At 61.1% G+C, this 23,149-nt stretch carries 27 protein-coding genes; 20 read left to right on the top strand and 7 right to left on the bottom strand.

Features of this window, described 5'->3' with window-relative positions; translation table 11 throughout:
• The first annotated feature begins 86 nt into the window (after positions 1 to 86).
• The 8 genes from V7660_RS15995 (at position 87) to V7660_RS15960 (ending at position 7,128) form a co-directional block, all read left to right on the top strand.
• The gene (locus tag V7660_RS15995) at positions 87 to 521 is read left to right on the top strand and encodes a SecDF P1 head subdomain-containing protein (protein WP_335604053.1); all 435 of its coding nucleotides are present in this window, start codon (positions 87 to 89) and stop codon (positions 519 to 521) included.
• 60 nt (positions 522 to 581) lie between these two features.
• Positions 582 to 1,976, top strand: a complete 1,395-nt coding sequence (leuC, locus tag V7660_RS15990; protein WP_335604052.1) for a 3-isopropylmalate dehydratase large subunit — start codon at positions 582 to 584, stop codon at positions 1,974 to 1,976.
• 69 nt (positions 1,977 to 2,045) lie between these two features.
• Positions 2,046 to 3,029 carry a cysteine synthase A gene (gene cysK, locus V7660_RS15985; protein WP_335604051.1) on the top strand — a complete coding sequence of 328 codons (984 nt, stop codon included), beginning with the start codon at positions 2,046 to 2,048 and terminating at the stop codon, positions 3,027 to 3,029.
• 6 nt (positions 3,030 to 3,035) lie between these two features.
• Positions 3,036 to 3,878, top strand: a complete 843-nt coding sequence (locus tag V7660_RS15980) for a VOC family protein (protein ID WP_335604050.1) — start codon at positions 3,036 to 3,038, stop codon at positions 3,876 to 3,878.
• 10 nt (positions 3,879 to 3,888) lie between these two features.
• Positions 3,889 to 4,518 (top strand): 3-isopropylmalate dehydratase small subunit, encoded by a 630-nt coding sequence (leuD, locus tag V7660_RS15975; RefSeq protein ID WP_335604049.1) that lies wholly within the window; start codon positions 3,889 to 3,891, stop codon positions 4,516 to 4,518.
• A 23-nt stretch (positions 4,519 to 4,541) separates the two neighbouring features.
• Entirely contained in the window at positions 4,542 to 4,712 is a 171-nt protein-coding gene (locus V7660_RS15970; protein ID WP_335604048.1) for a hypothetical protein, read from the top strand.
• A 97-nt stretch (positions 4,713 to 4,809) separates the two neighbouring features.
• Positions 4,810 to 5,862, top strand: a complete 1,053-nt coding sequence (leuB, locus tag V7660_RS15965) for a 3-isopropylmalate dehydrogenase (RefSeq protein ID WP_335604047.1) — start codon at positions 4,810 to 4,812, stop codon at positions 5,860 to 5,862.
• A gap of 75 nt (positions 5,863 to 5,937) precedes the next feature.
• A complete protein-coding gene (locus V7660_RS15960) occupies positions 5,938 to 7,128 on the top strand; it encodes an amidohydrolase family protein (RefSeq protein ID WP_335604046.1) in 1,191 nt (396 codons plus the stop codon).
• A 9-nt stretch (positions 7,129 to 7,137) separates the two neighbouring features.
• Here the strand turns inward: V7660_RS15960 and V7660_RS15955 are convergent, their stop codons facing one another.
• Positions 7,138 to 7,932: a TIGR03084 family metal-binding protein gene (locus V7660_RS15955; protein WP_335604045.1), complete on the bottom strand. Its 795-nt coding sequence runs from the start codon at positions 7,930 to 7,932 to the stop codon at positions 7,138 to 7,140.
• A gap of 5 nt (positions 7,933 to 7,937) precedes the next feature.
• On the bottom strand, positions 7,938 to 8,309 hold the full coding sequence (locus tag V7660_RS15950) for a nuclear transport factor 2 family protein (RefSeq protein ID WP_335604044.1): 372 nt from the start codon (positions 8,307 to 8,309) through the stop codon (positions 7,938 to 7,940).
• 122 nt (positions 8,310 to 8,431) lie between these two features.
• Here V7660_RS15950 and V7660_RS15945 point away from each other — a divergent pair, with 122 nt between their 5' ends.
• Both V7660_RS15945 and rarD read left to right on the top strand, forming a co-directional pair.
• Positions 8,432 to 9,475 carry an aspartate-semialdehyde dehydrogenase gene (locus tag V7660_RS15945; RefSeq protein ID WP_335604043.1) on the top strand — a complete coding sequence of 348 codons (1,044 nt, stop codon included), beginning with the start codon at positions 8,432 to 8,434 and terminating at the stop codon, positions 9,473 to 9,475.
• 170 nt (positions 9,476 to 9,645) lie between these two features.
• A complete protein-coding gene (gene rarD, locus V7660_RS15940) occupies positions 9,646 to 10,554 on the top strand; it encodes an EamA family transporter RarD (protein ID WP_335604042.1) in 909 nt (302 codons plus the stop codon).
• 94 nt (positions 10,555 to 10,648) lie between these two features.
• Here the strand turns inward: rarD and V7660_RS15935 are convergent, their stop codons facing one another.
• Genes V7660_RS15935 through V7660_RS15925 form a run of 3 tightly spaced genes read right to left on the bottom strand, consistent with a single transcriptional unit; the run spans position 10,649 to position 12,948 of the window.
• Positions 10,649 to 11,272, bottom strand: coding sequence for a LysE family translocator (locus V7660_RS15935; protein WP_335604041.1), 624 nt, complete (start codon positions 11,270 to 11,272; stop codon positions 10,649 to 10,651).
• Between the two features lie 3 nt (positions 11,273 to 11,275).
• On the bottom strand, positions 11,276 to 12,394 hold the full coding sequence (locus V7660_RS15930) for a serine hydrolase domain-containing protein (protein WP_335604040.1): 1,119 nt from the start codon (positions 12,392 to 12,394) through the stop codon (positions 11,276 to 11,278).
• 38 nt (positions 12,395 to 12,432) lie between these two features.
• The gene (locus V7660_RS15925) at positions 12,433 to 12,948 is read right to left on the bottom strand and encodes a hypothetical protein (RefSeq protein WP_335604039.1); all 516 of its coding nucleotides are present in this window, start codon (positions 12,946 to 12,948) and stop codon (positions 12,433 to 12,435) included.
• A gap of 85 nt (positions 12,949 to 13,033) precedes the next feature.
• Between V7660_RS15925 and V7660_RS15920 the strand changes: the two genes are divergently transcribed.
• From V7660_RS15920 to V7660_RS15905, 4 genes are all read left to right on the top strand, one after another.
• Positions 13,034 to 13,915, top strand: coding sequence for an HpcH/HpaI aldolase/citrate lyase family protein (locus tag V7660_RS15920; protein WP_335604038.1), 882 nt, complete (start codon positions 13,034 to 13,036; stop codon positions 13,913 to 13,915).
• A 53-nt stretch (positions 13,916 to 13,968) separates the two neighbouring features.
• Positions 13,969 to 14,316 carry an ArsC/Spx/MgsR family protein gene (locus tag V7660_RS15915; protein WP_335604037.1) on the top strand — a complete coding sequence of 116 codons (348 nt, stop codon included), beginning with the start codon at positions 13,969 to 13,971 and terminating at the stop codon, positions 14,314 to 14,316.
• A gap of 89 nt (positions 14,317 to 14,405) precedes the next feature.
• Positions 14,406 to 14,663 carry a hypothetical protein gene (locus V7660_RS15910; RefSeq protein ID WP_335604036.1) on the top strand — a complete coding sequence of 86 codons (258 nt, stop codon included), beginning with the start codon at positions 14,406 to 14,408 and terminating at the stop codon, positions 14,661 to 14,663.
• Positions 14,664 to 14,701: 38 nt separating this feature from the next.
• Positions 14,702 to 15,754: a MaoC family dehydratase gene (locus tag V7660_RS15905; RefSeq protein WP_335604035.1), complete on the top strand. Its 1,053-nt coding sequence runs from the start codon at positions 14,702 to 14,704 to the stop codon at positions 15,752 to 15,754.
• Position 15,755: 1 nt separating this feature from the next.
• On the opposite strand, the gene V7660_RS15900 is transcribed toward V7660_RS15905, so the two are convergent.
• Complete coding sequence (locus V7660_RS15900) at positions 15,756 to 16,133, bottom strand: winged helix-turn-helix transcriptional regulator (RefSeq protein WP_442910053.1); 378 nt, start codon at positions 16,131 to 16,133, stop codon at positions 15,756 to 15,758.
• A gap of 70 nt (positions 16,134 to 16,203) precedes the next feature.
• On the opposite strand from V7660_RS15900, the gene V7660_RS15895 reads away from it, so the two are divergent.
• From V7660_RS15895 to ftsY, 6 genes are all read left to right on the top strand, one after another.
• A complete protein-coding gene (locus V7660_RS15895; protein ID WP_335604033.1) occupies positions 16,204 to 16,533 on the top strand; it encodes a nuclear transport factor 2 family protein in 330 nt (109 codons plus the stop codon).
• A complete protein-coding gene (locus V7660_RS15890; protein WP_335604032.1) occupies positions 16,530 to 17,312 on the top strand; it encodes an SDR family oxidoreductase in 783 nt (260 codons plus the stop codon). The genes V7660_RS15895 and V7660_RS15890 overlap by 4 nt, the downstream gene beginning before the upstream one ends.
• A 45-nt stretch (positions 17,313 to 17,357) precedes the next feature.
• Positions 17,358 to 17,774, top strand: a complete 417-nt coding sequence (locus V7660_RS15885; protein ID WP_335604031.1) for a hypothetical protein — start codon at positions 17,358 to 17,360, stop codon at positions 17,772 to 17,774.
• Positions 17,775 to 17,849: 75 nt separating this feature from the next.
• Positions 17,850 to 18,659, top strand: coding sequence for a diaminopimelate epimerase (dapF, locus tag V7660_RS15880; protein WP_335604030.1), 810 nt, complete (start codon positions 17,850 to 17,852; stop codon positions 18,657 to 18,659).
• Positions 18,660 to 18,737: 78 nt separating this feature from the next.
• Complete coding sequence (gene mtaB, locus V7660_RS15875; protein ID WP_335604029.1) at positions 18,738 to 20,015, top strand: tRNA (N(6)-L-threonylcarbamoyladenosine(37)-C(2))-methylthiotransferase MtaB; 1,278 nt, start codon at positions 18,738 to 18,740, stop codon at positions 20,013 to 20,015.
• The gene (ftsY, locus tag V7660_RS15870) at positions 20,012 to 21,400 is read left to right on the top strand and encodes a signal recognition particle-docking protein FtsY (protein WP_335604028.1); all 1,389 of its coding nucleotides are present in this window, start codon (positions 20,012 to 20,014) and stop codon (positions 21,398 to 21,400) included. Before mtaB ends, ftsY begins: the two co-directional genes overlap by 4 nt.
• On the opposite strand, the gene V7660_RS15865 is transcribed toward ftsY, so the two are convergent.
• Positions 21,401 to 23,137: an N-acyl-D-amino-acid deacylase family protein gene (locus V7660_RS15865; RefSeq protein ID WP_335604027.1), complete on the bottom strand. Its 1,737-nt coding sequence runs from the start codon at positions 23,135 to 23,137 to the stop codon at positions 21,401 to 21,403.
• Between the last annotated feature and the right edge of the window lie 12 nt (positions 23,138 to 23,149).

Here is a 23,149-nt window from a genome sequence, read left to right as displayed (position 1 = left end):
CTTCGCCAGGATTGATGAAACGCCCCGCCTTACGGTTGGGGCGTTTTCACTTTTGGGGCCGGAATTTCTGTGCCACCCTTGAAGGCATGAGACGCCTCTGCCTGACCTTCGCCGCCCTGTCCCTCTTGCCTGCCTGTGAGCCCGCCGACGATACGTTGCGTCTCACCATGCCCGCCTGCCGCCCGCCGGGCATCGCCCAGGGAATCCTCACCATCGGGGAGACACGGTTCGCCCCTCACCAGGTACAGGCTTCGGCTGTGACGGACGCCACGGGGCGACCGGCCCTGTCCATCCGTCTGGACGAGACCGGCGCGGAAAAGCTGAAATCGATTACCGCCACCCGCATGGGTGACGTCGTGCCCTTGCGCGTGGACACTGAAACCATCATGTCTCCCCGAGTGCTGGAAACGATCAGCGGCGGTGAGATACTCGTGGCCGGCGATTTCGAGATGGACGAACTCAAGGCGCTGGCCGTGCGCCTGTCTCCGCCCTGTGATCAAGAGTCGCCAATCGCCAATTGACCCCTTCCCAGCCGGGCGCGCGCCGCTATGGTGCGCCGCGACATGACAGGATGAGGCCCAATGGCTGGCAAGACACTTTACGACAAGATCTGGGACGCGCATTTGGTGCACACCGATGAGAGCGGCGAGAGCCTGCTCTATATCGACCTGCACCTGATCCATGAGGTCACGACGCCCCAGGCTTTTGCCGGACTGAAGGCTGCCGGGCGCGGCGTGCGCCGGCGGGACCTGACGCTGGCCGTCGCAGACCATAACACGCCGACCGAGAACCAGGCTGCCGGCCTCGCGGGCGTGACCGATCCGGACGCACGCAACCAGCTGGAAACCCTGACCCGCAACGTTGCCGAACATAACATTGAATATTTCCCGATGGGCGATATCCGCAATGGCATCGTACATGTCGTCGGGCCGGAGCAGGGGCGTACCCAGCCCGGCATGACGATTGTCTGCGGTGACAGCCACACGTCGACGCATGGCGCGTTCGGCGCGCTGGCGCATGGCATCGGCACGTCCGAGGTCGAGCATGTGCTCGCCACACAGACGCTGCGGGCGCGCAAGTCGAAGAACATGGCCATTGAAGTCTCCGGCAGCCTGAAGGAGGGCGTGACCGCAAAGGACCTCGCGCTGCACATCATCTCGGTCATCGGCACGGCCGGGGGCACGGGATACGTCATGGAATATCGCGGCGATGCGATCCGCAACCTCTCCATGGAAGGGCGCATGACGCTGTGCAATCTCGCCATCGAGGGCGGCGCCCGCGCGGGTCTTGTTGCGCCGGATGAGACCACGTTTGACTACATCAAGGGCCGCCCGGCCGCGCCAAAGGGCGGCGCATGGGATGTCGCGAAATCCTTCTGGACGACGCTCTATTCAGATGACGACGCCGTGTTTGATGAACTCGTCCACATCAAGGGCGAAGAGGTCGAGCCGACATTGACCTGGGGCACCAGCCCGGAACAAGCGATTCCCTTGTCCGGCATTATTCCCAAGCCGGAAGATTTCAGTGACCCGGTCAAGGCCGCAGCCTGCGAACGCGCGCTGGCCTATATGGGTCTCGAAGGCGGTACGCCCATTAAAGGTACGCCGGTCCAGCGTGTCTTCATCGGCTCGTGTACGAACAGCCGGATCGAGGACCTTCGCGCTGCCGCCGAAGTCGCCAAGGGCAACAAGGTCGCTGAAGGCGTTCGCGCCATGGTCGTGCCGGGGTCTGGCCTCGTCCGCGCGCAGGCGGAATCCGAAGGGCTGGACGAGATCCTCCTCGAAGCCGGATTTGAATGGCGCGAGCCGGGTTGCTCCATGTGTCTCGGCATGAATCCCGACACGCTGGCGCCGGGCGAGCGGTGCGCATCCACCTCCAACCGGAACTTCGAAGGCCGCCAGGGCCGCGACGGCCGCACCCATCTGATGAGCCCGACCCTCGCGGCGCGCGCCGCGATCCAGGGTGTGATTGGCTAAACCCATCCTTCAGTTGCGTCTGGAGCAGGGAGGGCAGATAGTCCGGCCAAAACCAGATGGAGTGGACCCATGAGCAATACTGTCAGCCTGCCCGGAAACGTCACTTTGGATGGCCCGCGCGGTCGTACCTATGCGTCTATCCTCGAAACGGTCGGATCGACGCCGCTGGTGGCTGCGCCGAAATTCGCCGAGGCCGAAGGCATCAAGGCGAACCTTCTGTTCAAATGCGAGTTCTTCAATCCGCTGGCCAGTGTAAAGGACCGGATCGGCCTGAACATGGTGTTGCAGCTGGAAGCCGACGGCAAGCTGAAGCCCGGCGGCGTTTTGGTTGAGCCAACGTCCGGAAACACCGGCATCGGCCTTGCCTTTGCCGCGGCCAGCCGGGGATACCGCCTGATCCTGACCATGCCGGAATCCATGTCGATCGAGCGCCGCAAGATGCTGGCCTATCTCGGCGCGGAGCTGGAGCTGACCCCGAAAGAGAAGGGTATGGGCGGCGCCATCGCGAAGGCGAAGGAAATCCTCGAGGCGACACCGGGCGCAGTGATGCCGAGCCAGTTCGACAACCCCGCCAATCCGGCCATCCACGAGCTGACGACGGCCGAAGAGATCTGGGCCGATACGAACGGCGCCGTGGATGCGGTGATTGCCGGCATCGGCACTGGTGGCACATTTACCGGGTGTGGCCGCGTGCTGAAGGCGCGCAAGCCGGGCCTGAAAATGCTGGCCGTCGAGCCGGAAGGCAGCCCTGTCCTGTCCGGCGGCGAGCCGGGACCGCACATGATCCAGGGCATCGGGGCGGGCTTCATCCCAGCCAATGCAGAAACGGATTTGATCGACGAAGTGGTGAAAGTCTCGAACGAGGAATCCTTCGCCATGGCCCGCAAGCTGGCCCGGCTGGAAGGCATTCCGGGCGGTATCTCCTCCGGCGCGGCGGCGGCGGCGGCGGTGAAGGTCGGCACGCGGGCAGACATGGAGGGCAAGACGCTGGTTGTTTTCTTGCCGAGCTTTGCCGAACGCTATGTTTCGACGGCGCTGTTCGAGGGTCTCTAACCCACCATGATTACAGGTCTCGACCATTTCGTTCTGGTCTGTCCGGAGATCGAGGCAGCGACGGCGGTTTATGAAAGCCTGCTCGGGCGACCGGCAGACTGGCGTGCCGCGTCGGACGGCGCCGCGACGGCGATTTTCCGATTGGAGAATACAAGTCTCGAATTGATGGCCCCGGACGGGGAGGGGGCAGTGGCTGATCGGCTGCGGGAAATCGTCTCGGATGAGGGGCCCGGCCTGAAGAGCCTTGCTTTCGGTACCGCCGATATTTCTGCTGCGCACCACAAGCTGACCCGGCGCGGCCTGATGCCAAGTGAGATCACTGAGGGCGCCAGCACGAATGAAATCGATGGGAAAGCACGGAAATGGACGCGTTTTCGCTGTGCCGATACTCAAACAGCTGGCGTGAAGACCTTCCTCATATCTCCGGTAGAGGCTTTGCCCGTAGCTGATGCGCCATCCGGCAGCGCCACGACCCTGGATCATATCGTCATCAACACGCCCAATCCGGACCGGGCCCTCGGGCTCTATGGGGCTCGGCTGGGGCTGGATCTGGCGCTCGACCGGAGGCGGGAAGAATGGAAGACGCGCTTCCTGTTCTTCCGCACCGGCGGGCTGACCTTTGAGGTGATCCATCGGCTTGGGGAAGACCATGATCCCGCCGTCCCAGACAGCATCTGGGGACTGACATGGGCTGTGGACGATCTGCCCGCCGCGCATGCGCGGCTCACGGACGCCGGCTTCGATGTGTCCGACCTGCGCACAGGGCGCAAACCGGGCTCGAGTGTTTTTACGGTCCGGGACGGGACTCTTGGCGTGCCGACCCTGTTCATCGCGCATTCTTCACGCTAGGACACGCCTCATGAAAGCCTTTACGCAACTCACCGGAACCGCTGCACCGCTGCTCGAAAAGGGCAAGCCGATGTCCAATGTCGACACAGACATGATCATTCCCAAGCAGTTCCTTAAGACGACCGAACGCACAGGCCTGTCCAAGGGCCTGTTCCACGAACTGAAAACGCTGTCTGACGGCTCGCCTCGGTCCGATTTCGTATTGAACCGGCCAGAATACGCCGCTGCGAGCATCCTGATTGCGGGCGAGAATTTCGGCTGCGGGTCTTCGCGCGAGCATGCGCCCTGGGCACTGCTGGACCAGGGGATCACCTGTGTCATCGCGCCGAGTTTCGCCGACATCTTCCATAATAATTGCTACAAGAATGGTATCCTGCCGGTGCGCCTGCCAGTAGATGTATGCCAGAAACTGGCCGATCAGGCGGGAGGCTCCAACCATGTCTTCACCGTGGACCTTGAGGCACAAATCGTGACGGGCCCGGATGGTGAGATCTATGCCTTCGAGGTGGATGCAGGCCGGAAGACCAATTTGATGGCTGGCCTTGATGAAATCGGCAGTTCCTTGACCGCTGCCGGCGAGATTGACACATTCGAGGCCCAGCGCCGGATATCCATGCCCTGGCTCGAAAAGGCCAGCTGAGCCCATCCGTACAGGAGCGTGACATGAAGAGATTTGGTCTGATGGTTGTGGGCGGCATGTTTCTCGCCACCATTGCCGCATGTCACACGGATCCGTTCAGCGTGAAGCCTGAAGTCAATGTCACCCTGCCGGATACTCCCGCCGAACCGGTTGACGAGGAGCCGGGCGATACATCGGAAAATCCTGATAGCTGAGCCTATCTGTCGCGGAAGATGCCATGTGATCGCATTGCGCCGCTGAAATGTCGGGTCTAGTAGAGCATGAAACCCATTACATGAGTGGAGTGCGAACGTGAAACAAACCCTGTTGCTGTTGCCCGGCGATGGAATTGGCCCGGAAGTGGTGGCCGAAGTCCGGCGGTTGGTGGATGTGCTCGCGCCTGATCTCAAACTGGAAGAAGGCCTCGTCGGAGGCGCGTCCTATGATGCGCACGGCACGCCGCTGACAGATGAAACGCTGAAGCGTGCTCTCAAATCAGACGCCGTCCTGCTCGGCGCCGTGGGCGGACCGAAATGGACGGGCACAGCGCGCGACAAGCGCCCGGAAGCGGGCCTGCTCGCCTTGCGCAAGGGGCTGGATGTATTCGCGAATCTTCGGCCTGCCTTCTGTTTCCCGGCGCTGGTCAGCGCGTCCAGCCTGAAGCCCGAAGTGGTGGAAGGCCTCGACATCATGATCGTCCGGGAGCTGACAGGCGGTGTTTATTTCGGCACGCCACGCGGGATCGACGAGAAGGGCGGTCTGCGCCGCGGCTACGATACATCAATCTACACGCACCCCGAAATCGAACGTGTGACCCGGGTCGCCTTCGAAATCGCGCGCGGCCGGAATGGGCGCGTCTGTTCGGTCGAGAAATCGAACGTGATGGAGACCGGGCTGTTCTGGCGTCAGGAAGTGACGCTGGCCCACGCGGAATTTGGCGGAGGCGTGGAGCTCAGCCACATGTATGCCGATGCCTGCGCAATGGAGCTGGTCCGCGCGCCGAAACAGTTCGACGTCATCCTGGCCGGCAATCTGTTCGGGGACATTCTGTCTGATGAGGCGGCCATGCTCACCGGCTCGATCGGTATGCTGCCATCGGCCTCCCTCGGGGCAGATGGCACGCCGGGCCTGTATGAACCGGTGCATGGCTCTGCTCCGGATATTGCCGGGCAGGGGATTGCCAATCCCTGTGCGGCGATCCTGTCATTTGAAATGGCGCTTCGTTGGTCGCTCGGCCGGGAGAAGGTTGCCGACACGCTCTTCGCAGCGGTCGGCAAGGCGCTGGACAATGGCGCGCGCACGCGTGATCTGGGCGGCGAATTGTCCACGCGCCAGATGACCGACGCGATTATCGCCGCCCTTTAAAGGGACTGCGAACTTCTTGCCCTGCCGCGCCGTGCATGAGAGCATTTCTCCAAAATAATAAATGGGAGGAATGTAATGACGTATGCGAGTGGTCGGCTGATTCATGATGCAGACAGCCATCTGATGGAGCCGGTGGATTGCCTGGATCCGTATTTTGACAAGCGCCTGCTGGCACGCTTCCGGGAAACGCCGCAGATGCGGGAACTCCTGGCGGAGCGCGCCGACTGGATCCGTGAGCGCCTCGACCTCCAGAGCGATGCCGAATTCCGGGCTGACGCCGATGGCGAATTGATGGTGCGTAAGAATTACGAAGCTCAGGGCGCCTGGCTTCGGGATGACCGGCCCCATGCGCTGGACGGCCTCGGATTTGCGAGCCAGCTTGTCTTCACGACGCACTGCCTGGGCAATTTCGGCCTCGACCAGGGCGACGATATGGACCTCTGCTACGCCGCCGCCGATGCCCATAATCGCATGATGACCGATTTCTGCAGCGTCGATCCGCGGCTCTTGCCCGTCGCCTATATTCCGCTGGAAGAGTTTCACCGGACGCTAGTTTCGGCCAAGCTGGCAATCGACTTGGGCGCCAAGGCGCTGATGGTGCCGAGCCGATGCCCGCAGAACCATGCGCCGAGTCACATTGCACTGGACCCGCTCTGGGCGATGGCCGAGGAGGCCGGATTGCCGGTCGTGCTGCATGTCGGGGGGGAGACCAAGTTGAACCCCGTCTACAAGAAGAACGGCTTGCCGCCGGTGCCCGACTTCCACGGGGGCGACGACAATTTCACTTCGGTCAGCTACATGCCGATTCCCGAGGCCGCCATGCAGACGCTCGCAACGCTGATATTCGATGGCGTGTTCGACCGGTTCCCAAACCTGAAATGGGGCGCCATCGAATTGGGAGCGTCCTGGCTGCCGGGATGGATGAGGTCCCTGGATTCGGCAGCTCATGCCTTCATGCGCAATGAGGAGCGCCTGCAGAACCTGTCGGCAAAGCCTTCGGAAATCGTTCGGCGACAATTGCGCGTCGCGCCTTATCCTCACGAGGATGCTGGCTGGATCATTGCCAATGCGGGCGAAGAGGTCTGCATGTTTTCGTCCGATTACCCACATGTCGAAGGCGGACGCAATCCCCTGAAACGGTTCGACGAAAGCCTGAAAGGCACGTCCGCGCGCGGTGTGGAACGCTTCTACTCGGAGAACTTCATTGACCTGATGGGTGATGGCCTTTCGCCGGAGCTCCGGCATCCTGCGATGATGCCGGCATAGGCAGGTCGCCTAGCTGCGAAGGCAGCGCGTTCCGGGGGCGGGGGGTGACTGGGGCGGGCCGGCAAAACATTGCGCATGTTCCATCCATGCGCTTGCATTTGCGCCGGATACGGAGAGACCCGTATCGGCAATGTTGCGCACTTGCGTGACAATTTGGCAGAAATCTTCTGCCGGGCCTTCGATGCGCTCATCGGCCTGCGCGTCTCCATAGGTCCAGATTTCGCCGGAGGGCGCCGTCAGGACCAGATGGGGCATGGGCTCCGGGATTGGCAATTTGCGATTGGCAAACGTCCAGCCATAGGTGTTCACGCCAAGCACGACGATATTCCGGATGCGGTCGGCATTCTCGCGAACCACGCCCAGCTGGTCATAGACTTCCTGTCCGTGCGCCCACGTTTCCATCAGGCGGGCCGTGATTGAGGAGCGCGCGCTCATGCTGGGCCCAACCCATTTCAGGCGCTGGGATGGATCGGTTTGTGCGAACACATCGGCCGTCTCGCGGGCCATGGCCAGCCAGTCTTCCCGCAAGGCGCGGCCTGACAGGCCATTGAAATGTGCCCGCTCATGGTCCGGCAGGGCGCCTTTGCGAAGCGCGTCGGTCAGGCCGGAGACGAGCGCCTGGAAGGCGGCTTCGTCCTTGACCGAGAGCAGGGCGGCCGTGTTCCAGAAATGCAAATGGCGGAGCACCATGTCGATGGTCCAGCGCTTGAAGGCGGTTTCCTGCAGATAGTCTGCGTCAGACAAGGGTGCGATCAATTCGCCCAGCGCATGGGTCTCGTCCAGGAAATCGGTCGCTTGCTGCATGGCGATCAGCTGTAATCCGCGATCCGGCAGAGCAAATCGCCGCGGAATTCGAAAAAGCTGGCGCCCCGTACCTTGACCGTCTCGCCGGATTTGATGCCATTGGGCAGGTCCACGGCGGCCTTGCCTTCGAACTCGATTTCGGCCGCTGCCTTGCCGCCACCGCTGACGATATTGACCAGTCTCTGGCGCCGATAGGAGAAGGCATTGCCGGACAATTCGGCCACCTGGCGCATCATGTCCTTGCCGTCGAGGCGCATGGATTGGCCCGTATTCGAGATGTTTTCGAAAACAACATCCTGCGTCACGCAATCGAGCATTCCCTCGATATCGCGGGCATTGTAACAGGCAAGGTAGCGGTTGATCACGTCATCAAGCACGGTGTCAGCTCCCAATTCCGGATTGTGTCCGGTCTGCCTCAGCAGCGACCCATTGGCAACAGGCTTTAAAATGCCTCAAAGATGCGCCATAAGCCCGGTTCATTTTTAGGAGCAGGAATATCATGGCCACTCGGATCGCAGTCGTCGGCGCAACAGGTAATGTCGGACGCGAACTGCTGAACATTCTGGAAGAACGCATGTTCCCAGCCGATGAAGTCTTTGCGGTAGCGTCCCGGCGGTCCCTGGGCAAGGAAGTCTCCTATGGCGACCGCACCCTGAAATGCCACGATATTGAACAGTTCGACTTCTCGCAGGTTGACCTCGTCCTGATGTCGGCTGGCGGCGCCACCGCGAAGGAATGGGCCCCGAAGATTGCCAAGGCCGGCGCGATCACCATCGATAACTCGTCCGCCTGGCGGATGGACCCGGACGTGCCGCTCGTTGTGCCGGAATGCAATGGCGAAGCGGTGCTGGGCTACAAGAAGAAGATGATCATCGCGAACCCGAACTGCTCGACCGCGCAGCTCGTCGTGGCGTTGAAGCCGCTGCATGATGCCGTCGGCATCACGCGCGTCGTCTGTTCGACCTACCAGTCCGTGTCCGGCGCCGGCAAGGATGCGATGGACGAACTCTGGAACCAGACGCGCGGCGTGTTCGTCAATGACGAGCCAACTCCGGAAGTCTTCCAGAAGGAAATTGCCTTCAACGTGATCCCGCAGATCGACGTCTTCATGGAGGATGGCTTCACCAAGGAAGAATGGAAGATGCGCGTCGAGACCAAGAAGATCCTCGATCCGTCCATTGAACTGGTCGCCACCTGTGTGCGTGTGCCGGTCTTTGTTGGCCACTCCGAAGCGGTGAATGTCGAACTGGCCGGCCCATTGAGCGCCAAGAAGGCCAAGGAAATCCTGCGCGAGAGCCCCGGCATCATGCTGGTCGATGATCCGGAAGACGAGCTCTACATCACGCCGAAGGAATGTGTCGGTGAGTGGGCGACCTATATCTCTCGCGTCCGCAAGGACCCGACGGTTGAGAACGGTATCGCCTTCTGGTGCGTCTCCGACAATCTCCGCAAGGGCGCGGCCCTGAACGCGATCCAGATTGCTGAGGAGCTCCTCAATCGCGGCGTCCTGAAGCCAGAGAAAAAGCCGGTCGTTACGAGCTGAACTATCTGTCAGGGGGCGCTAGATTTGACGCCGAGACTGGCCAGCCGGTCATAATCTTTCGTCTTCCGGCGCAACCGGTCTTGCCGTCTCCTGCCTGCTACGCCAGGTGCGCTAGGCGACAGTCTGAATCGGGTGGCTAGCGCCTTCCCGCCCTGCTAGAGGCCGGTGTCATGAACACTGAAACACGCTTGGGATTCTTTGCGGGCCTGGGAGCCTATTTCATCTGGGGGAGCTTGCCGCTCTACATCCGGCTGATGAAGCATATCAGCGCGCCGGATCTTCTGGCGCATCGCGTGGTCTGGTCCATTCCTACGGCGCTGATCTTCATCGCATTGGCGGCGAACTGGCGCGATGTGCGTACCGCATTGAAATGGGACAAGCTGAAATGGCTCGGTGTGTCAGGGGCGCTGATCGGCGCGAACTGGGGCTGTTATATCTGGGCCGTCAACGCAGACCGGACCGTTGAGGCCTCGCTGGGCTATTACATCAACCCGCTGGTCAACGTCCTGTTCGGCATGATCTTCTTCTCGGAGCGGTTGCGGCTGGCTCAATGGATTGCGGTCGGCATCGCCACGATCGGCGTCGGCATCATGACAATCGCCTTTGGCCACATCCCCTGGGTGGCGCTCTTCCTGTGCATGACGTTTGCGGTCTATTCCCTGATCCGGAAACAGGTCGCGATCGACAGCCGGGCCGGCTTCCTGATGGAAGTGCTGCTGCTTGCGCCGCTGGCTCTGGTCTGGCTCGTCTGGGTGTCGCGGCAGCCTGAAGCTCATGTCTTCGGGGAGGGCGGCTGGGATATCGCACTGCTGATGGCGGCCGGACCGATCACGTCGATCCCATTGATCCTGTTTGCCTTGTCCGCGCGGCGGTTGAAGCTCTCAACGGTCGGCATGATGCAATATATCGGGCCGACGATTCAGTTCCTGATCGCGGTCCTGATCTTCCGGGAGCCGTTCGGCTGGACCCATGCGGCAGCTTTCGGCTTCATCTGGACGGCGCTGGCGATCTTTACCGCCGACAGTGTCATGGGCGACGCCAAGGCCCGGCGGCTCGCGCGCGCGGCGCGAGTCAGCTGAAAAAAATGCTCCGGTCTGTTGGGACACCGGAGCATGAGGGAATTTTGCATGATTGGAGTTGCCTCCACACATGCCCTCGCAAGGCGCATGCCAATCAGGTAGCCGGCCGGCCGGTCGAAATGCCAATCCAGATGGCGATTCCGAACAGCATGAGCGCGAAAGTCGCGCGCACGACAGGCGCCGTGCGGTAGGCTTCCAGTTTTTGTCCGAACCGGTCCCCCGCCATTACGATGGTCGTGTGAATGGTTGTCGCCAAGGCGAGATGGATGACGCCGAGTGCAACAATCTGCACCCAGATTGGGCCGGCATGGTCACTCGCGAATTGCCCGACAACAACGAGATAGAATACGAGCGCCTTGGGATTCAGCAGATTGGCGACCAGTCCGCGCCAGAAACCAGCCGCCCGGTTGCGATTGAGTGGTGACACCGATCCCGTATCGCGCCAGGCCTCGAAGGCGAGATAGATCATGAAGGCCACCCCCGCCCAGCGCAGCGCTTCGTAAAGCACCGGCAGCTCGGCGAGCAGTGTGGAGAGCCCTGTGGCCGCTGCAAGCAGCTGGACCGTCAGGCCCAGCGTAATCCCCACGACAGCGCGCAAGCCGGCCGCGCGCCCATATTGGGCCGACAGGGCTGCCAGCCATCCCATATTTGGGCCCGGTGTCAGTTCGACCGCCGCCATGGCGATCAGGAAAGCTATCCAGTCAATATGATCGAACATGGATCAGAGGCAGTCATAAACGGCTTCGACGAGCCGCACCGCCCGTGGATCCCCGACAAGGATGTTGGACTGCTTGTTCATGACATAGGCGCAGGTCAGGCCATGTCGCTGGTCGGCGATTGCCATGGACCCGCCCCAGCCGGAATGGCCGAGTGTCGTGGGCTCAGGCCCGAACAGGCCATGCGTGTTGTGCATGATGCCTGCGCCGAAACTGGTGATCATGGGCAGGACGAGATCCGGCCCATGTGTGCGGGCGGTGGTCAGGGCGTCGAAAATTGTTTCCCCCATGATGCCTGCGCCACCCTGCGTATAGGTCTCATAGATCTGGGCGACCGACAGGGCTGTGCCGTGGCCATTTGCCGAGGGGATTTCGATCTCGCGCCAGATCGCGCCTCCCCGGTTCGGGGCGGACCATTTGCTGACGAATGCTGCCCGCCTCGGAGGGGTGATTTCACCGAGGTCTGCGAGGTCGCGCGGACGCTGGATATCGGCGCAGCGATCATGCTCGCTGGCCGGGGTGCCGATCATGAAGTCGACGTGCGGAAACAGGGATTTCAGTGTGGTCCCGAGCGTTTCGCCGCTGATGCGCCGTGCGATCTCGCCGACCAGATAGCCCCAGCTGAGGGGATGGTAGCCATGCGCGCTGCCAAGCGGCCACATGGGGGCGAGGTCCGCCAGCGCGGCGGCGCAGGCGGGCGGGTCGAGCCAGAGCTCAGGGTCAATCTCTTCGGGAAAGCCGGGCAGGCCGGCCTGATGACTCGCAACTTCGGCAATGGTGATCGCGCCTTTTCCATTGGCTGCAAATTCGGGCCAGACATCGGCCACGGGCGTTTCGAAACCGCCGGGCAGGCGCTCCACCAGATGGGCCAGGACGATGGCTGCGATACCTTTGGTGGTCGAATAGACCGGTACGAGGGTGGTGTCCGACCAAGCGGTCTCCTTTTTCCGGTCAGCCCAGCCACCGACCAAGTTTACGACGGTTTGGCCATCCTTGATGACAGCGAATCCCGCGCCGAGCTCCTCGCCATGCTCGAAGTTTTGTTCGAAGATGCGGCGAACGGATTCGAAGCCGCTGTCGGTATGTCCGGCCACTGGCCAGCTGTCAGATGTTGTGTCGTTCATCGGTGTTGGCTCGCACAAACCGAACTGGCCGACAAGCGTTAGGGCTGAACCAGGGTCCGCACATCGGCGGCAATACGGCTGGTGAGGTCGCTGTCTACGGAGGCTATGAAATCCTCCAGCGCCTGCTGCCATTCGAAGATTTGCCTGAGGCCGAAATCATCCTCTCCCCGAAAGGAGACATGGAACCTCACGCATATCCCGCTCGGAGAGCGACCCTTTTTCGCGTAGGCGGTTCCGGGGTTGAAGCCTTCATTCATCTGGTTGGCGAGTTCCAGCGTTTCCAGCCGCGAATAGCCGGGCAGGTCCCGGCAGGCGGTGAAGCGGGCCGCCTGGCAGGTGCCGTCAATCTGGGAACATTCCCGCAGCACGGCCTCGAACCCCTGTTTGTCCACCGCTGCGGACATTGTGGGATGCGTGTCGATGTACCCGATTTTGACGGACTGGAATTCCCGTATGAGGAATTCGTCGCGAAACTCGATCAGCGTAATGGGTTTCGCAAAGGCAGGCTCGCAAAACAGGAAGATTTGAGCCAGTAAGAGCAGGCGAAACATCATTGGTCCATCTCGGTGCAATGTGGGACGAGTATTCGGCTCGCAATCACGCATCAAATGGACAGTTCAGGTCAAGGAGTTGTCACATATGTCCCACGTCCACCGTCCCCGCCGATCCTGCCTCTACATGCCCGGCGCCAATGAGCGCGCCCTGGAAAAGGCGAAGACGCTGCCCGCCGATACGGTCATCATGGATCTGGAAGACGCCGTGGCACCAGAGGCCAAGGAAACCGCGCGTGACACAATCCGGGCCGCAGTGAGCGCAGGGGGCTATGGCCACCGTGAAATCGTGGTCCGGATGAACGGGCTGGATACCGAATGGGGCCAGGCGGATTTGAAGATGGCCGTGGAAGCCGGAGCACATGCCCTGCTTGCGCCCAAAGTGATTGATGGCAGCGACATTGATCGTCTCGACGACGCGATGAGTCGCGCCGGCGCCCCGGCCGAGATGGGACTGTGGGTGATGATCGAGATGCCCAAGGCGATCCTGAACATCCAGGATATTGCCGAAGCCGTTGGCCGCACCCGCATGACGACGTTTGTGATGGGGACAAACGACCTTGCCAAGGAATACCGGGCCCGGATGACGCCGGACCGGCTGGCTTTCCAGACTGCTCTGGGCATGAGCATGGCTGCGGCGCGCGCCTACAACATCGTCGCGATTGATGGCGTCTACAATGACATCAAGAATGAGCAGGGCCTGATCGACGAGTGCGAGCAGGGACGGGACCTCGGCTTTGACGGTAAGACGCTGATCCATCCGTCACAGCTCGATACGGCCAATCGCGTCTTCGCGCCGAGTCCGCATGATGTGGAACATGCGCAGGCCGTGATCGAGGCGTTCGCCGACCCGGAAAACGCCGGCAAGGGCGTGCTGAAGGTGAACGGCAAGATGACCGAATTGCTCCATCTGGACGAAGCCCGCCGGACCGTCGCCATGGATGAAGCAATCCGCGCTTTTGAGAGCTGATCCCCAATGCTCTCGGGCATTCGCATGGTAAACCGACACATTCAGGAATACGCATGACCTACACACTTCTTCACCATTCCGGCTGCAGCACGTCGCGCAAGGGGCTCGCCCTGTTGCAGGAGAACCGCATCGAGCCGGAGGTCCGGAAATACATGAATGCCTCTGAACAGCTCAGCCTGGATGAGTTGAAGGACATCGCGAAAAAGATGGGGGCCAGTTCGCCGCGTGAGTTCCTGCGGGAGAAGAACGCGGCAGAGTTTGGCATCGATGCGTCTTCGACAGATGACGAGATCTTCCAGGCGATGGCCGCCAATCCAAAGATCATCCAGCGCCCCATCGGCATCGTCGGCAAGAAGGCCGTGCTCGGCCGTCCGATCGAGAAACTGCTCAAGCTGAAATAGCATTACACAGCTGATATTGCGGGAAGATCGATGAAATTTCATCGATCTCCCACGCGAAGATTCAATATCTGCATGGCAAGACAGGCGGCATGATCCTGTTCATGACCCTTGCGGCGCTGTTGATCGCCTTTTCCGTATTCTGCACCTTTGGTGTGTCCTACATGCTGGCCGGTCCCCGCATGCTGGAAGACTTTGCGGACAATCGTGAACAGCAAATGATGGCCGGCCTGCTTGGGACCGCTATCATTGCGCTCTTCCTGCTGCCCTTCGTCTCACCCGCCTTGATTTCCTCGCCTACTGGCGGTCAGGTGCTGGCTGATCTGTATATGGGGCAAATCCAGGCCTGACGCCGGGAAGTCTTGCCCCTTTTCCACTTGAGGGGCGCATGACCAGCACATCGAAATCCAATCCCGGCCATTTCTTCGAAGATTTTTTCGTGGGCATGCCCCTCGTGCATGCGACGCCCCAGACGCTGACTGAAGGCGATATCGCCCTCTATCGGGCGCTGACGGGCGGCCGGTTTGTCCAGTATTCCTCATCTGAATTCGCGAAGTCGGCCGGCTATCCGGGTCTCACGATTGATCCGCTGCACGCTTTCCATGTCGTGTTCGGCAAGTCCGTGCCGGATGTGTCCTTGAACGCGGTGGCCAACCTTGGCTATGCCGATGGCCGCTTCTCCCAACCCGTCCTGCCGGGCGATACGCTGAACACCGTTTCCGAAGTGATTGGTGTGAAAGAGAATTCGAATGGCAGGACCGGCGTCGTCTGGGTACGCACACGTGGCAGCAACCAGCGCGGCGAAGAGGTCATGTCCTTTGTGCGCTGGGTCATGGTCAACAAGCGGGAGGCCAGCGCGCCGGCGCCGGACGTGGTGATCCCCGACCTGCCGAAGAGTGTGCCCGGGGCCGAATTGTCCGGGTTTGCCTCCATGGAGACTTGGGACACATCCCTCGCCGGCAGCGAATACATGTTCGAAGATTATGCAGTGGGCGAGAAGATCAATCATGTCGATGGCATGACCGTGGAAGAGGCCGAGCACCAGATTGCGACACGCCTCTACCAGAACACCGCCAAGGTCCATTTCGATGCGCATGGCCAGAAATCGAGCCGGTTCGGCAAGCGCCTGATCTATGGCGGCGTGGTGATATCCATTGCGCGGTCACTGTCCTTTAACGGCCTCGCCAATGCAGGGCACATGCTGGCCATCAATGCCGGCAGCCATGTCAGCCCGCTGTTTGCGGGTGACACGATCTATGCGTGGAGCGAAGTGCTGGAGACGGCGGAACTGTCCGACAAGGTTGGCGCGCTACGCCTGCGCCTCGTGGCGGTGAAGGACCAGGACCCCGGTGCCTTCGCCTACAAGGGCGAAGATGAAAAGTATGCCGACGGCGTTCTGCTCGACTTCGACTATTGGGCCGCTATTCCGCGCAAGCGTTAGGTTACGGCGTCTCTGGCGGTTTCTGCTCGGCCCATAGCAGAAGTGCATCGAGCGCCGGGCAGAGCTGTTCACCCCAGTCGGTGAGGCCATATTCCACTTTCGGCGGCACCTGGTGATGGACAATGCGGCGTATGACACCGTCGGCTTCCAGCTTGCGCAGCTGCTGGATCAGCATCTTTTGGGAAATGGCCGGAATGGCGCGCTCAAGATCCGAAAACCGCATCAGGCGTTCGCCGAAGAGATGAAACAGGATGATCATTTTCCACCGGCCTTCCAGTATCTGAAAAGCGGCTTCCACGTCATGCGCGGCCGTTTGCGGTGTGTACTCAGGGCGCATACTTTTAGGTAAGTACCCTACTTTTTTGTCCGTACTTGTCATTTGTTCTGGTTAGATCGATATCGGCATTCCCGCAAGACAGTCCATTCCGGGCTACTATCAGGAGGTGCCTATGGCTATCGAACTTCCCCAACCGATCCGTCGTTATTTCGAGACTGAGTCGTCAAACGGTACTGCCGGGATGGCAGACTTGTTTGCCACAGACGCAGTCGTGATTGACGAAAGCAGGACCCATAAAGGTCTCGCGGCCATTCAGGCGTGGAAGCAGGAAGCCAAGGCGGCAACGTCCTATCAGGTGACCCCGCTGGAAGCCGAGCAGGACGGCCAGCGATATGTCGTGACTGGAAACGTCGAAGGCAGCTTTCCCGGAAGCCCTGTGCAGTTGCGCTATTTCTTCACGCTTGCCGATGACCGTATCGCGTCACTTGAGATCCGGCCATGAGTTGGGATCTGGGTCTGACTGGTCGTCGTGTCCTGGTCACGGGTGGGACAAAAGGGGTAGGCCGCGCGGTTGTGGATTCATTCGCAGAGCAGGGCGCCAACATCCTGACAACCGCGCGCAGCCAACCACAAGAATTGCCGGTGGGCGTGCAGTTCGTAGCGGCTGATCTGAACACGGCTCAAGGATGCGCGCAGCTTGCCCACGAGGTGATTGCGCTCCTGGGCGGCGTTGACGTCATTGTGCATGTGGTTGGCGGATCGGACGCACCGTCCGGCGGGTTTGCGGTATTGGACGATGTAACATGGCAGCACGAGCTGGACCGCAATCTAATGCCGGCGGTGCGGCTGGACCGTGCGCTTCTGCCGGGGATGATCGCACAGGGGTCTGGTACAATCATTCACATTAGTTCGATCCAGCGCCTGATGCCTTTGCCGGACGCAACGACCGCTTACGCCTCCGCCAAGGCGGCATTGTCTGCCTACAGCAAGAGCCTGTCCAAGGAAGTCGGGCCGAAGGGAGTTCGCGTTATGCGGGTTTCGCCGGGCTGGATAGAGACGGAAGCTGCGGTTGATCTGGTCAATCGGATCGCCCGCGCAGATGGCAGCAATTATGCGGAAGCCGAAGGCAAGCTCATGCAGTCGCTGGGCGGGATACCTCTCGGGCGACCGTCGAAACCGGAGGAAGTCGCTGACCTGGTAATCTTCCTGTCCTCCTCACGTGCCGGCGCGATCACTGGCGCGGAATACATTATTGATGGAGGAACAGTTCCGACGGTCTGAAGCGAGCGCTTTCGGCAGGCAAGGTCAGCACCTATATAAGCCCGCATGAGCGGATATGGGCCATTTGACGATTTCACCCTGTTCGCCATCGCGATCGCGGTGGTGTTGTCGGCAATTGTCAGCCTGATTGGCACGTCGGCGCGCAAGCGCAATGTGGCGCTGGGCGAAGCCACCGTCGGTGATCTTGCAGAGATGACCGGCATCCGTGATCCCAAGAAGCTGCAGGAAGCCTTCGGCCCGCCCGATATGGGGCGTATCTGGCGAACCGTCACGCTCTTTGACGTAAGGCGACACAGGCAGCCCGAGGGGTGGCTGATGTCGAGTGACATGGTCGACTATGCCTGTCTTGGCGCTGTGGCCCTTGCTATTTTTGTTTCACATCCTCTCGTCGGCGGCGCGTTGATCACGGCCCTGGTGATTCAGGTGGCGGGATGGATCGTGTCCTTCGGGCTTCCCAAGTGACACGCCAGGTAATGGGCCGGGCAACAGACGAAGTTCCGCTTTTCTGGACGCGGGAAACCATCTAAGGGCAAGCGAATGAAAGTCTGGAAAATGAATGGGGCCGGCAACGCGTTTGCCATTTTTGATGCCCGGTCGACCTCGTTCGTGCCGAGCACCGAGCAGGTGCGCCAGATTGCCGAGGATTTGAAAGCCGACCAGATCATAGCGCTTGAGCGTGACGTGGCGCGGGATGTGTTCATGCGCATCTGGAACGCCGATGGCAGCGAAGTGTCCGCGTGCGGGAACGCGTCGCGCTGTGTCGGCAAGCTGTTACTGGCCGAAACCGGCAAGGTCCAGGTCTCGATTCAGACCGAGGCAGATGTGCTGAAGGCGTTCGCCGCCGAAGATGGCCAGATCACCGTGGATATGGGCTCGCCCCTGATGGGATGGGAGGACATTCCGCTTTCCGAGAAAATGGACGTCCGCGGCGTTGATGTGAAAGTCGGACCGATCGACAATCCCTGGCTCTCCCGTCCGGCAGTGGTCTCGATGGGCAATCCGCACGCCGTGTTTTTCGTGAAGAATATCGACGATTACGACATTCCGGCCATCGGGCCGCTCGTTGAATGGCACCCGACCTTTCCTGAAGGGGTGAATGTCGGGTTCGCGCAGGTCATTGACCGGCAGAACATTCGCCTTCGCGTCTGGGAGCGCGGGGCAGGCCTGACCAAGGCGTGTGGCACCGGCGCGTGCGCGGCGCTCGTGTGCGCAGCACGGGCGAAGCTCACCGACCGCCGCGCCAACCTCATTCTCGATGGCGGCACGCTCATCATCGACTGGCAGGAATCCGATGACCGGGTCTACATGACCGGGCCGGTCGAACTGGAATTCGAGACCGAGATCTGAACCGGGCAAAGGGTTCATCCTGCACAGATCCCTTGATTTGCTGGGCTGGCGGCGCGATGTCCGCTGCAACACATCGCGATGACTGAGACCAAATCCCCTTCCAGCCCGCAGCTGATCACGCTCGGATGCCGCCTCAACACCTATGAATCCGAGGTGATGCGGGGCCATGCCACCGATGCTGGCCTGAATGATGCGGTGATCATCAATACGTGCGCGGTCACGTCCGAGGCCGTCCGCAGTGCGCGCCAGACCATTCGCCGGGCGGCTAAAGACAATCCGGGCGCGCCGATCCTCGTGACGGGTTGTGCGGCGCAGATCGATCCGGACATGTTCGCAAAGATGCCGGAAGTCACGCGCGTCATCGGCAATCATGAAAAGATGCAGGCGGAAACCTGGCGGCCAGCCGAATTGCTGGGCGGGCACGAAAAGGTCCGCGTGAATGACATCATGTCAGTGCGGGAAACCGCTGCACACCTGATTGATGGCATGGAAGGTCGAGCCCGCGCTTATGTCCAGGTCCAGAATGGATGTGACCATCGCTGCACTTTCTGCATCATTCCGTATGGCCGCGGCAATTCCCGATCTGTGCCGGCAGGGGAGGTGGTCAGTCAGGTCCGGCGGCTCGTCGAGACCGGCCATTATGAAGTTGTCCTGACGGGCGTGGACCTCACAAGCTGGGGCGCTGACCTGCCGGGCGCGCCGCAACTCGGCAATCTGGTCCAGCGCATCCTGAAACTGGTGCCGAAGTTGAAACAGCTGCGCATTTCCTCCATCGACGCCATCGAGATAGATGATGCCTTGATGGAGACGATGGCCGAGGCGCGCCTCGCGCCCTTCATGCATCTTTCCCTTCAGCACGGAGACGATTTGATCCTGAAGCGCATGAAGCGGCGGCATTCGCGCGCCGACGCCATTGCGCTGACAGACCGTCTCCGCGCGGTTCGACCCGATATTGCCCTTGGCGCGGATATCATTGCCGGTTTTCCGACCGAGACCGAAGCCCATTTCGAGAATTCGGCCCGGCTCGTGGAAGACTGCGGCTTGTCCTTCCTGCACGTCTTTCCGTATTCGCCGCGTCCCGGCACCCCGGCTGCCCGCATGCCGCAACTCAATAAGGCCGTGGTGAAAGCGCGCGCCGCGCGTCTGAGAGACGTCGGGGCGGCGGCTTTGGAGCGGCATCTCAGGAAATATGACGGCCAGACCGTTGAAGCGCTGGTCGAGCGCGGGAACTCCGCGCGTCTGCCGGACTTCACGCCGGTGCAGTTCGAGAGTGATCCGGGCGATGCTGGACGCCCGGTGCGCGCCCGTATAGTCCGGCAGGATGGAAAACAGCTGATCGGAGCGCTGACCGCATGATCCTTTGGTTCGGAAAAAAGAAAAAAGAAGAAGAGCTGAAAAAGGCTGGCGCAGCAATGGAATCGCCGGAGCTGTCTGCGGATGAGCTGGCGGCCCAGGAAGCTGAAGCTGCGCGCAAGATTGCCGAACAGGAAGAGATTGAGCGCAAGGTCGCTGAAGCCAACAAGGCCTGGGAAGAGCGACAGGCGCGCGAGGCCGAGGCAGCCGCAGCAGAGGCGAAGCGCCTCGACGAGGAGGCCCGCAAGGCAGAAGAGGCGCGCGCCGCCGCGCAAGCCCGCGCTGACGATGCCGAGGCTGCGCGTCTCGCCGAAGAAGCTGATCGCGCGCGCAAGGCCAAAGAAGAACGCGAAGCGGCGCAGGCCAAGGCGGCTGCAGAACTCAAATTGCTCGAAGACCGGCGCGAGGGCGAGCGCTTGCGAGCTGAACGCGAAGCGGCGGCACGTGCGGCCATGGAAGCCGAAGCGAACGATCCGGGCTTTGTCGCGAAACTCGGGTCTGGCCTGTCTCGGTCATCTGCGCGGCTGACGTCCGGCTTGGCTGTATTCGGCCGCCGCAAGCTTGATGATGAGACGCTTGAGGAGCTGGAAGACCTTCTGATCACGTCCGACCTCGGCGCCAAGGTTGCGATGCGGGTGACGGGCAATCTCGCCAAGGAACGGTTCGACAAGGAAATCAGCGAAGACGAAATCCGACAGGCGCTGGCGGATGAAATCACCGACGTTCTGAAGCCTCGCGAAAAGATCGTGGACTTCTCCGTAGGCCCGCGTCCGCGCATTGTTCTGTTCGTCGGGGTTAACGGCTCCGGCAAGACGACGACAATCGGCAAGATTGCTTCCAAGCTGACAGAGCAGGGGGCGAAAGCGCTGCTCGTGGCCGGCGATACATTCCGGGCGGCGGCGATTGAGCAACTTACGGTCTGGGGCGAGCGGGCCGGTATACCGGTCATGTCAAAGCCTACGGGTGCCGATGCGGCAGGCCTTGTTTACGAGGCGATGGAACAGGCGAAGGCGGACGATCTCGATCTGGTGCTGGTAGACACGGCTGGACGCCTGCAGAACAAGGCTGAATTGATGGCCGAGCTTGAAAAAGTCGTCCGTGTCGTGCGCAAGCTGGACCCGACGGCACCACATGATGTTATTCTCGTTCTGGACGCTACCGTTGGCCAGAACGCGCTGTCACAGGTCGAGGCGTTCCGAAACACGGCCGGAGTGACGGGCCTCGTGATGACCAAACTCGACGGCACGGCCAAGGGCGGTGTGCTGGTGGCCATCGCCGAGGCGTATGATTTGCCAATTCACTTCATCGGCATTGGCGAGAAGGCAGAAGACCTCCGCCCCTTCAGCGCGGAAGCCTTCTCGAAGGCATTAGTCGGACTTAAAGACTGACTATTCGGCGGCGATGGCTGCCGATTGGGGTTCCCTTGCCCCTCGAAGGAGGCGGCCTGGTCTTGCGCCGGTGGGATCTCCGTCTCGGTGGGTAATCTGTCCGTTGAGGATGGTCGCCGTATAGCCTGAGGCATGTTGCATCAGGCGTCGGCCGCCAGCAGGCAGGTCATAATCCACTTGAGGCAAGTGGAGTTTGAGATTAGCCAGATCGATCACGTTCAGATCAGCACGATAGCCGGGCGCGATCAGGCCGCGATCATTCAGGCCAATCCATTGGGCGGTCGCGCGGGCCTGACGGTGCACGATGTGCTCAATGGGAATGCGTGGCCCCCGTGTTCGGTCGCGGACCCAATGGGTCAGCATCGTGGTGGTAAAAGATCCATCACAGATCATGCCGACATGCGCGCCGCCATCCGACAGGCCGGGCAGCGTCGCCGGGCTGAGCATCATCTCATAGGACGGATCGAGCGAGCCGCCGGAATAGTTCAGGAAGGGCAGGTAGAGCATGCCGTGGCCGTCGCGCTCCAGCATCAGGTCGAGGGCGGCTTCTTCTGGTGATACACCGCGGCGGGCCGCAATGGCTTCCAGGGTACGGTCGGGGGTGGGCTCGTAATTCACCGGGTCGTCGAGCTGGAAGATTTTGCCAAAGCTGCGCAGCATGACTTTCAGGAACGGATTATCTGTGTCCGGCGCGTCGGCCAGCAATCGTTTGCGGAAATCCTCTGTGCGAAGCCGCTTGATGCGTTCGTCAAAAGGCAGGCCAGCGATTTCCCGGTAAACCGGATACGCGCTGAACGGATTCAGCGTCAGTTCGAACCCCAGCAGAACCCCCACAGGACGCGGCGCGACCTGTGCACGCATCGGCAGGCCGTCCTCGACGGCTTGTTCGATGGCGCCCAGCAGGCGCCGCCAGCCATCCGGGGCAACATCTGCCTGAGCCAGAGAGACTGACAAGGGGCGCCTGCTTGCTTCGACAATCCGGCGCAGCATGGCGGCCTCCTTCTCGGGATCGTCAAAATCGGACACGAATTGCAGGACACCGCGCCCGGCGTCTGCCACGCCCTGAGCGATGCCGGTCAGTTCCGATTCACTGGCGGTGAGAGTAGGCGTCGGCTGACCATCGCTTGTGCGATGGTTAAGTGTGCGGGAGGTCGAAAACCCGATGGCGCCTGCAAGGATCGCCTCGGTTGCCAGGGCTCGCATCTGGCGAATGTCCTCCTCCGTAGCAGGCTCCCGGTTGGCGCCGCGCTCTCCCATGACATAGACGCGCAGCGCGGCGTGGGGCAGCTGGGCGCAGATGTCAGCATCAAATTGTCCATTTGAGAGGCTGTCGAGATAATCGGGAAAGCTCTCCCAATTCCAGGGAAGGCCTTCGGCGAGGACGGGGAAGGGGATATCCTCCACGCCTTCCATCAGACGGATTAGCCGATCATGGTCTTCCGGCTTGCAGGGTGCGAAGCCGACGCCGCAATTGCCTATAACCACCGTTGTGACGCCGTGCAGGGATGACGGGCTGATCGAGCCGGTCCAGGTCGCCTGGCCATCATAATGCGTATGAATGTCCACAAAGCCGGGCGTCACGATTTGTCCGCGGGCGTCGATTTCTTCAATGCCCCGGCCCGCGACGTTGCCAATTTCCGTGATCATCCCATTCGAAACAGCGACATCACCCTCGAAGCTTTCGCCGCCTGTGCCGTCTATGATCGTTCCGCCGCGCAAGACCAGATCGTGCGTCATGATGGGTTTCCT

Origin of the sequence: Hyphomonas sp. (genome assembly GCF_036964145.1) — a bacterium.
GTDB lineage: Bacteria > Pseudomonadota > Alphaproteobacteria > Caulobacterales > Hyphomonadaceae > Hyphomonas.
This window is presented reverse-complemented; position numbering and strand designations above follow the sequence as displayed.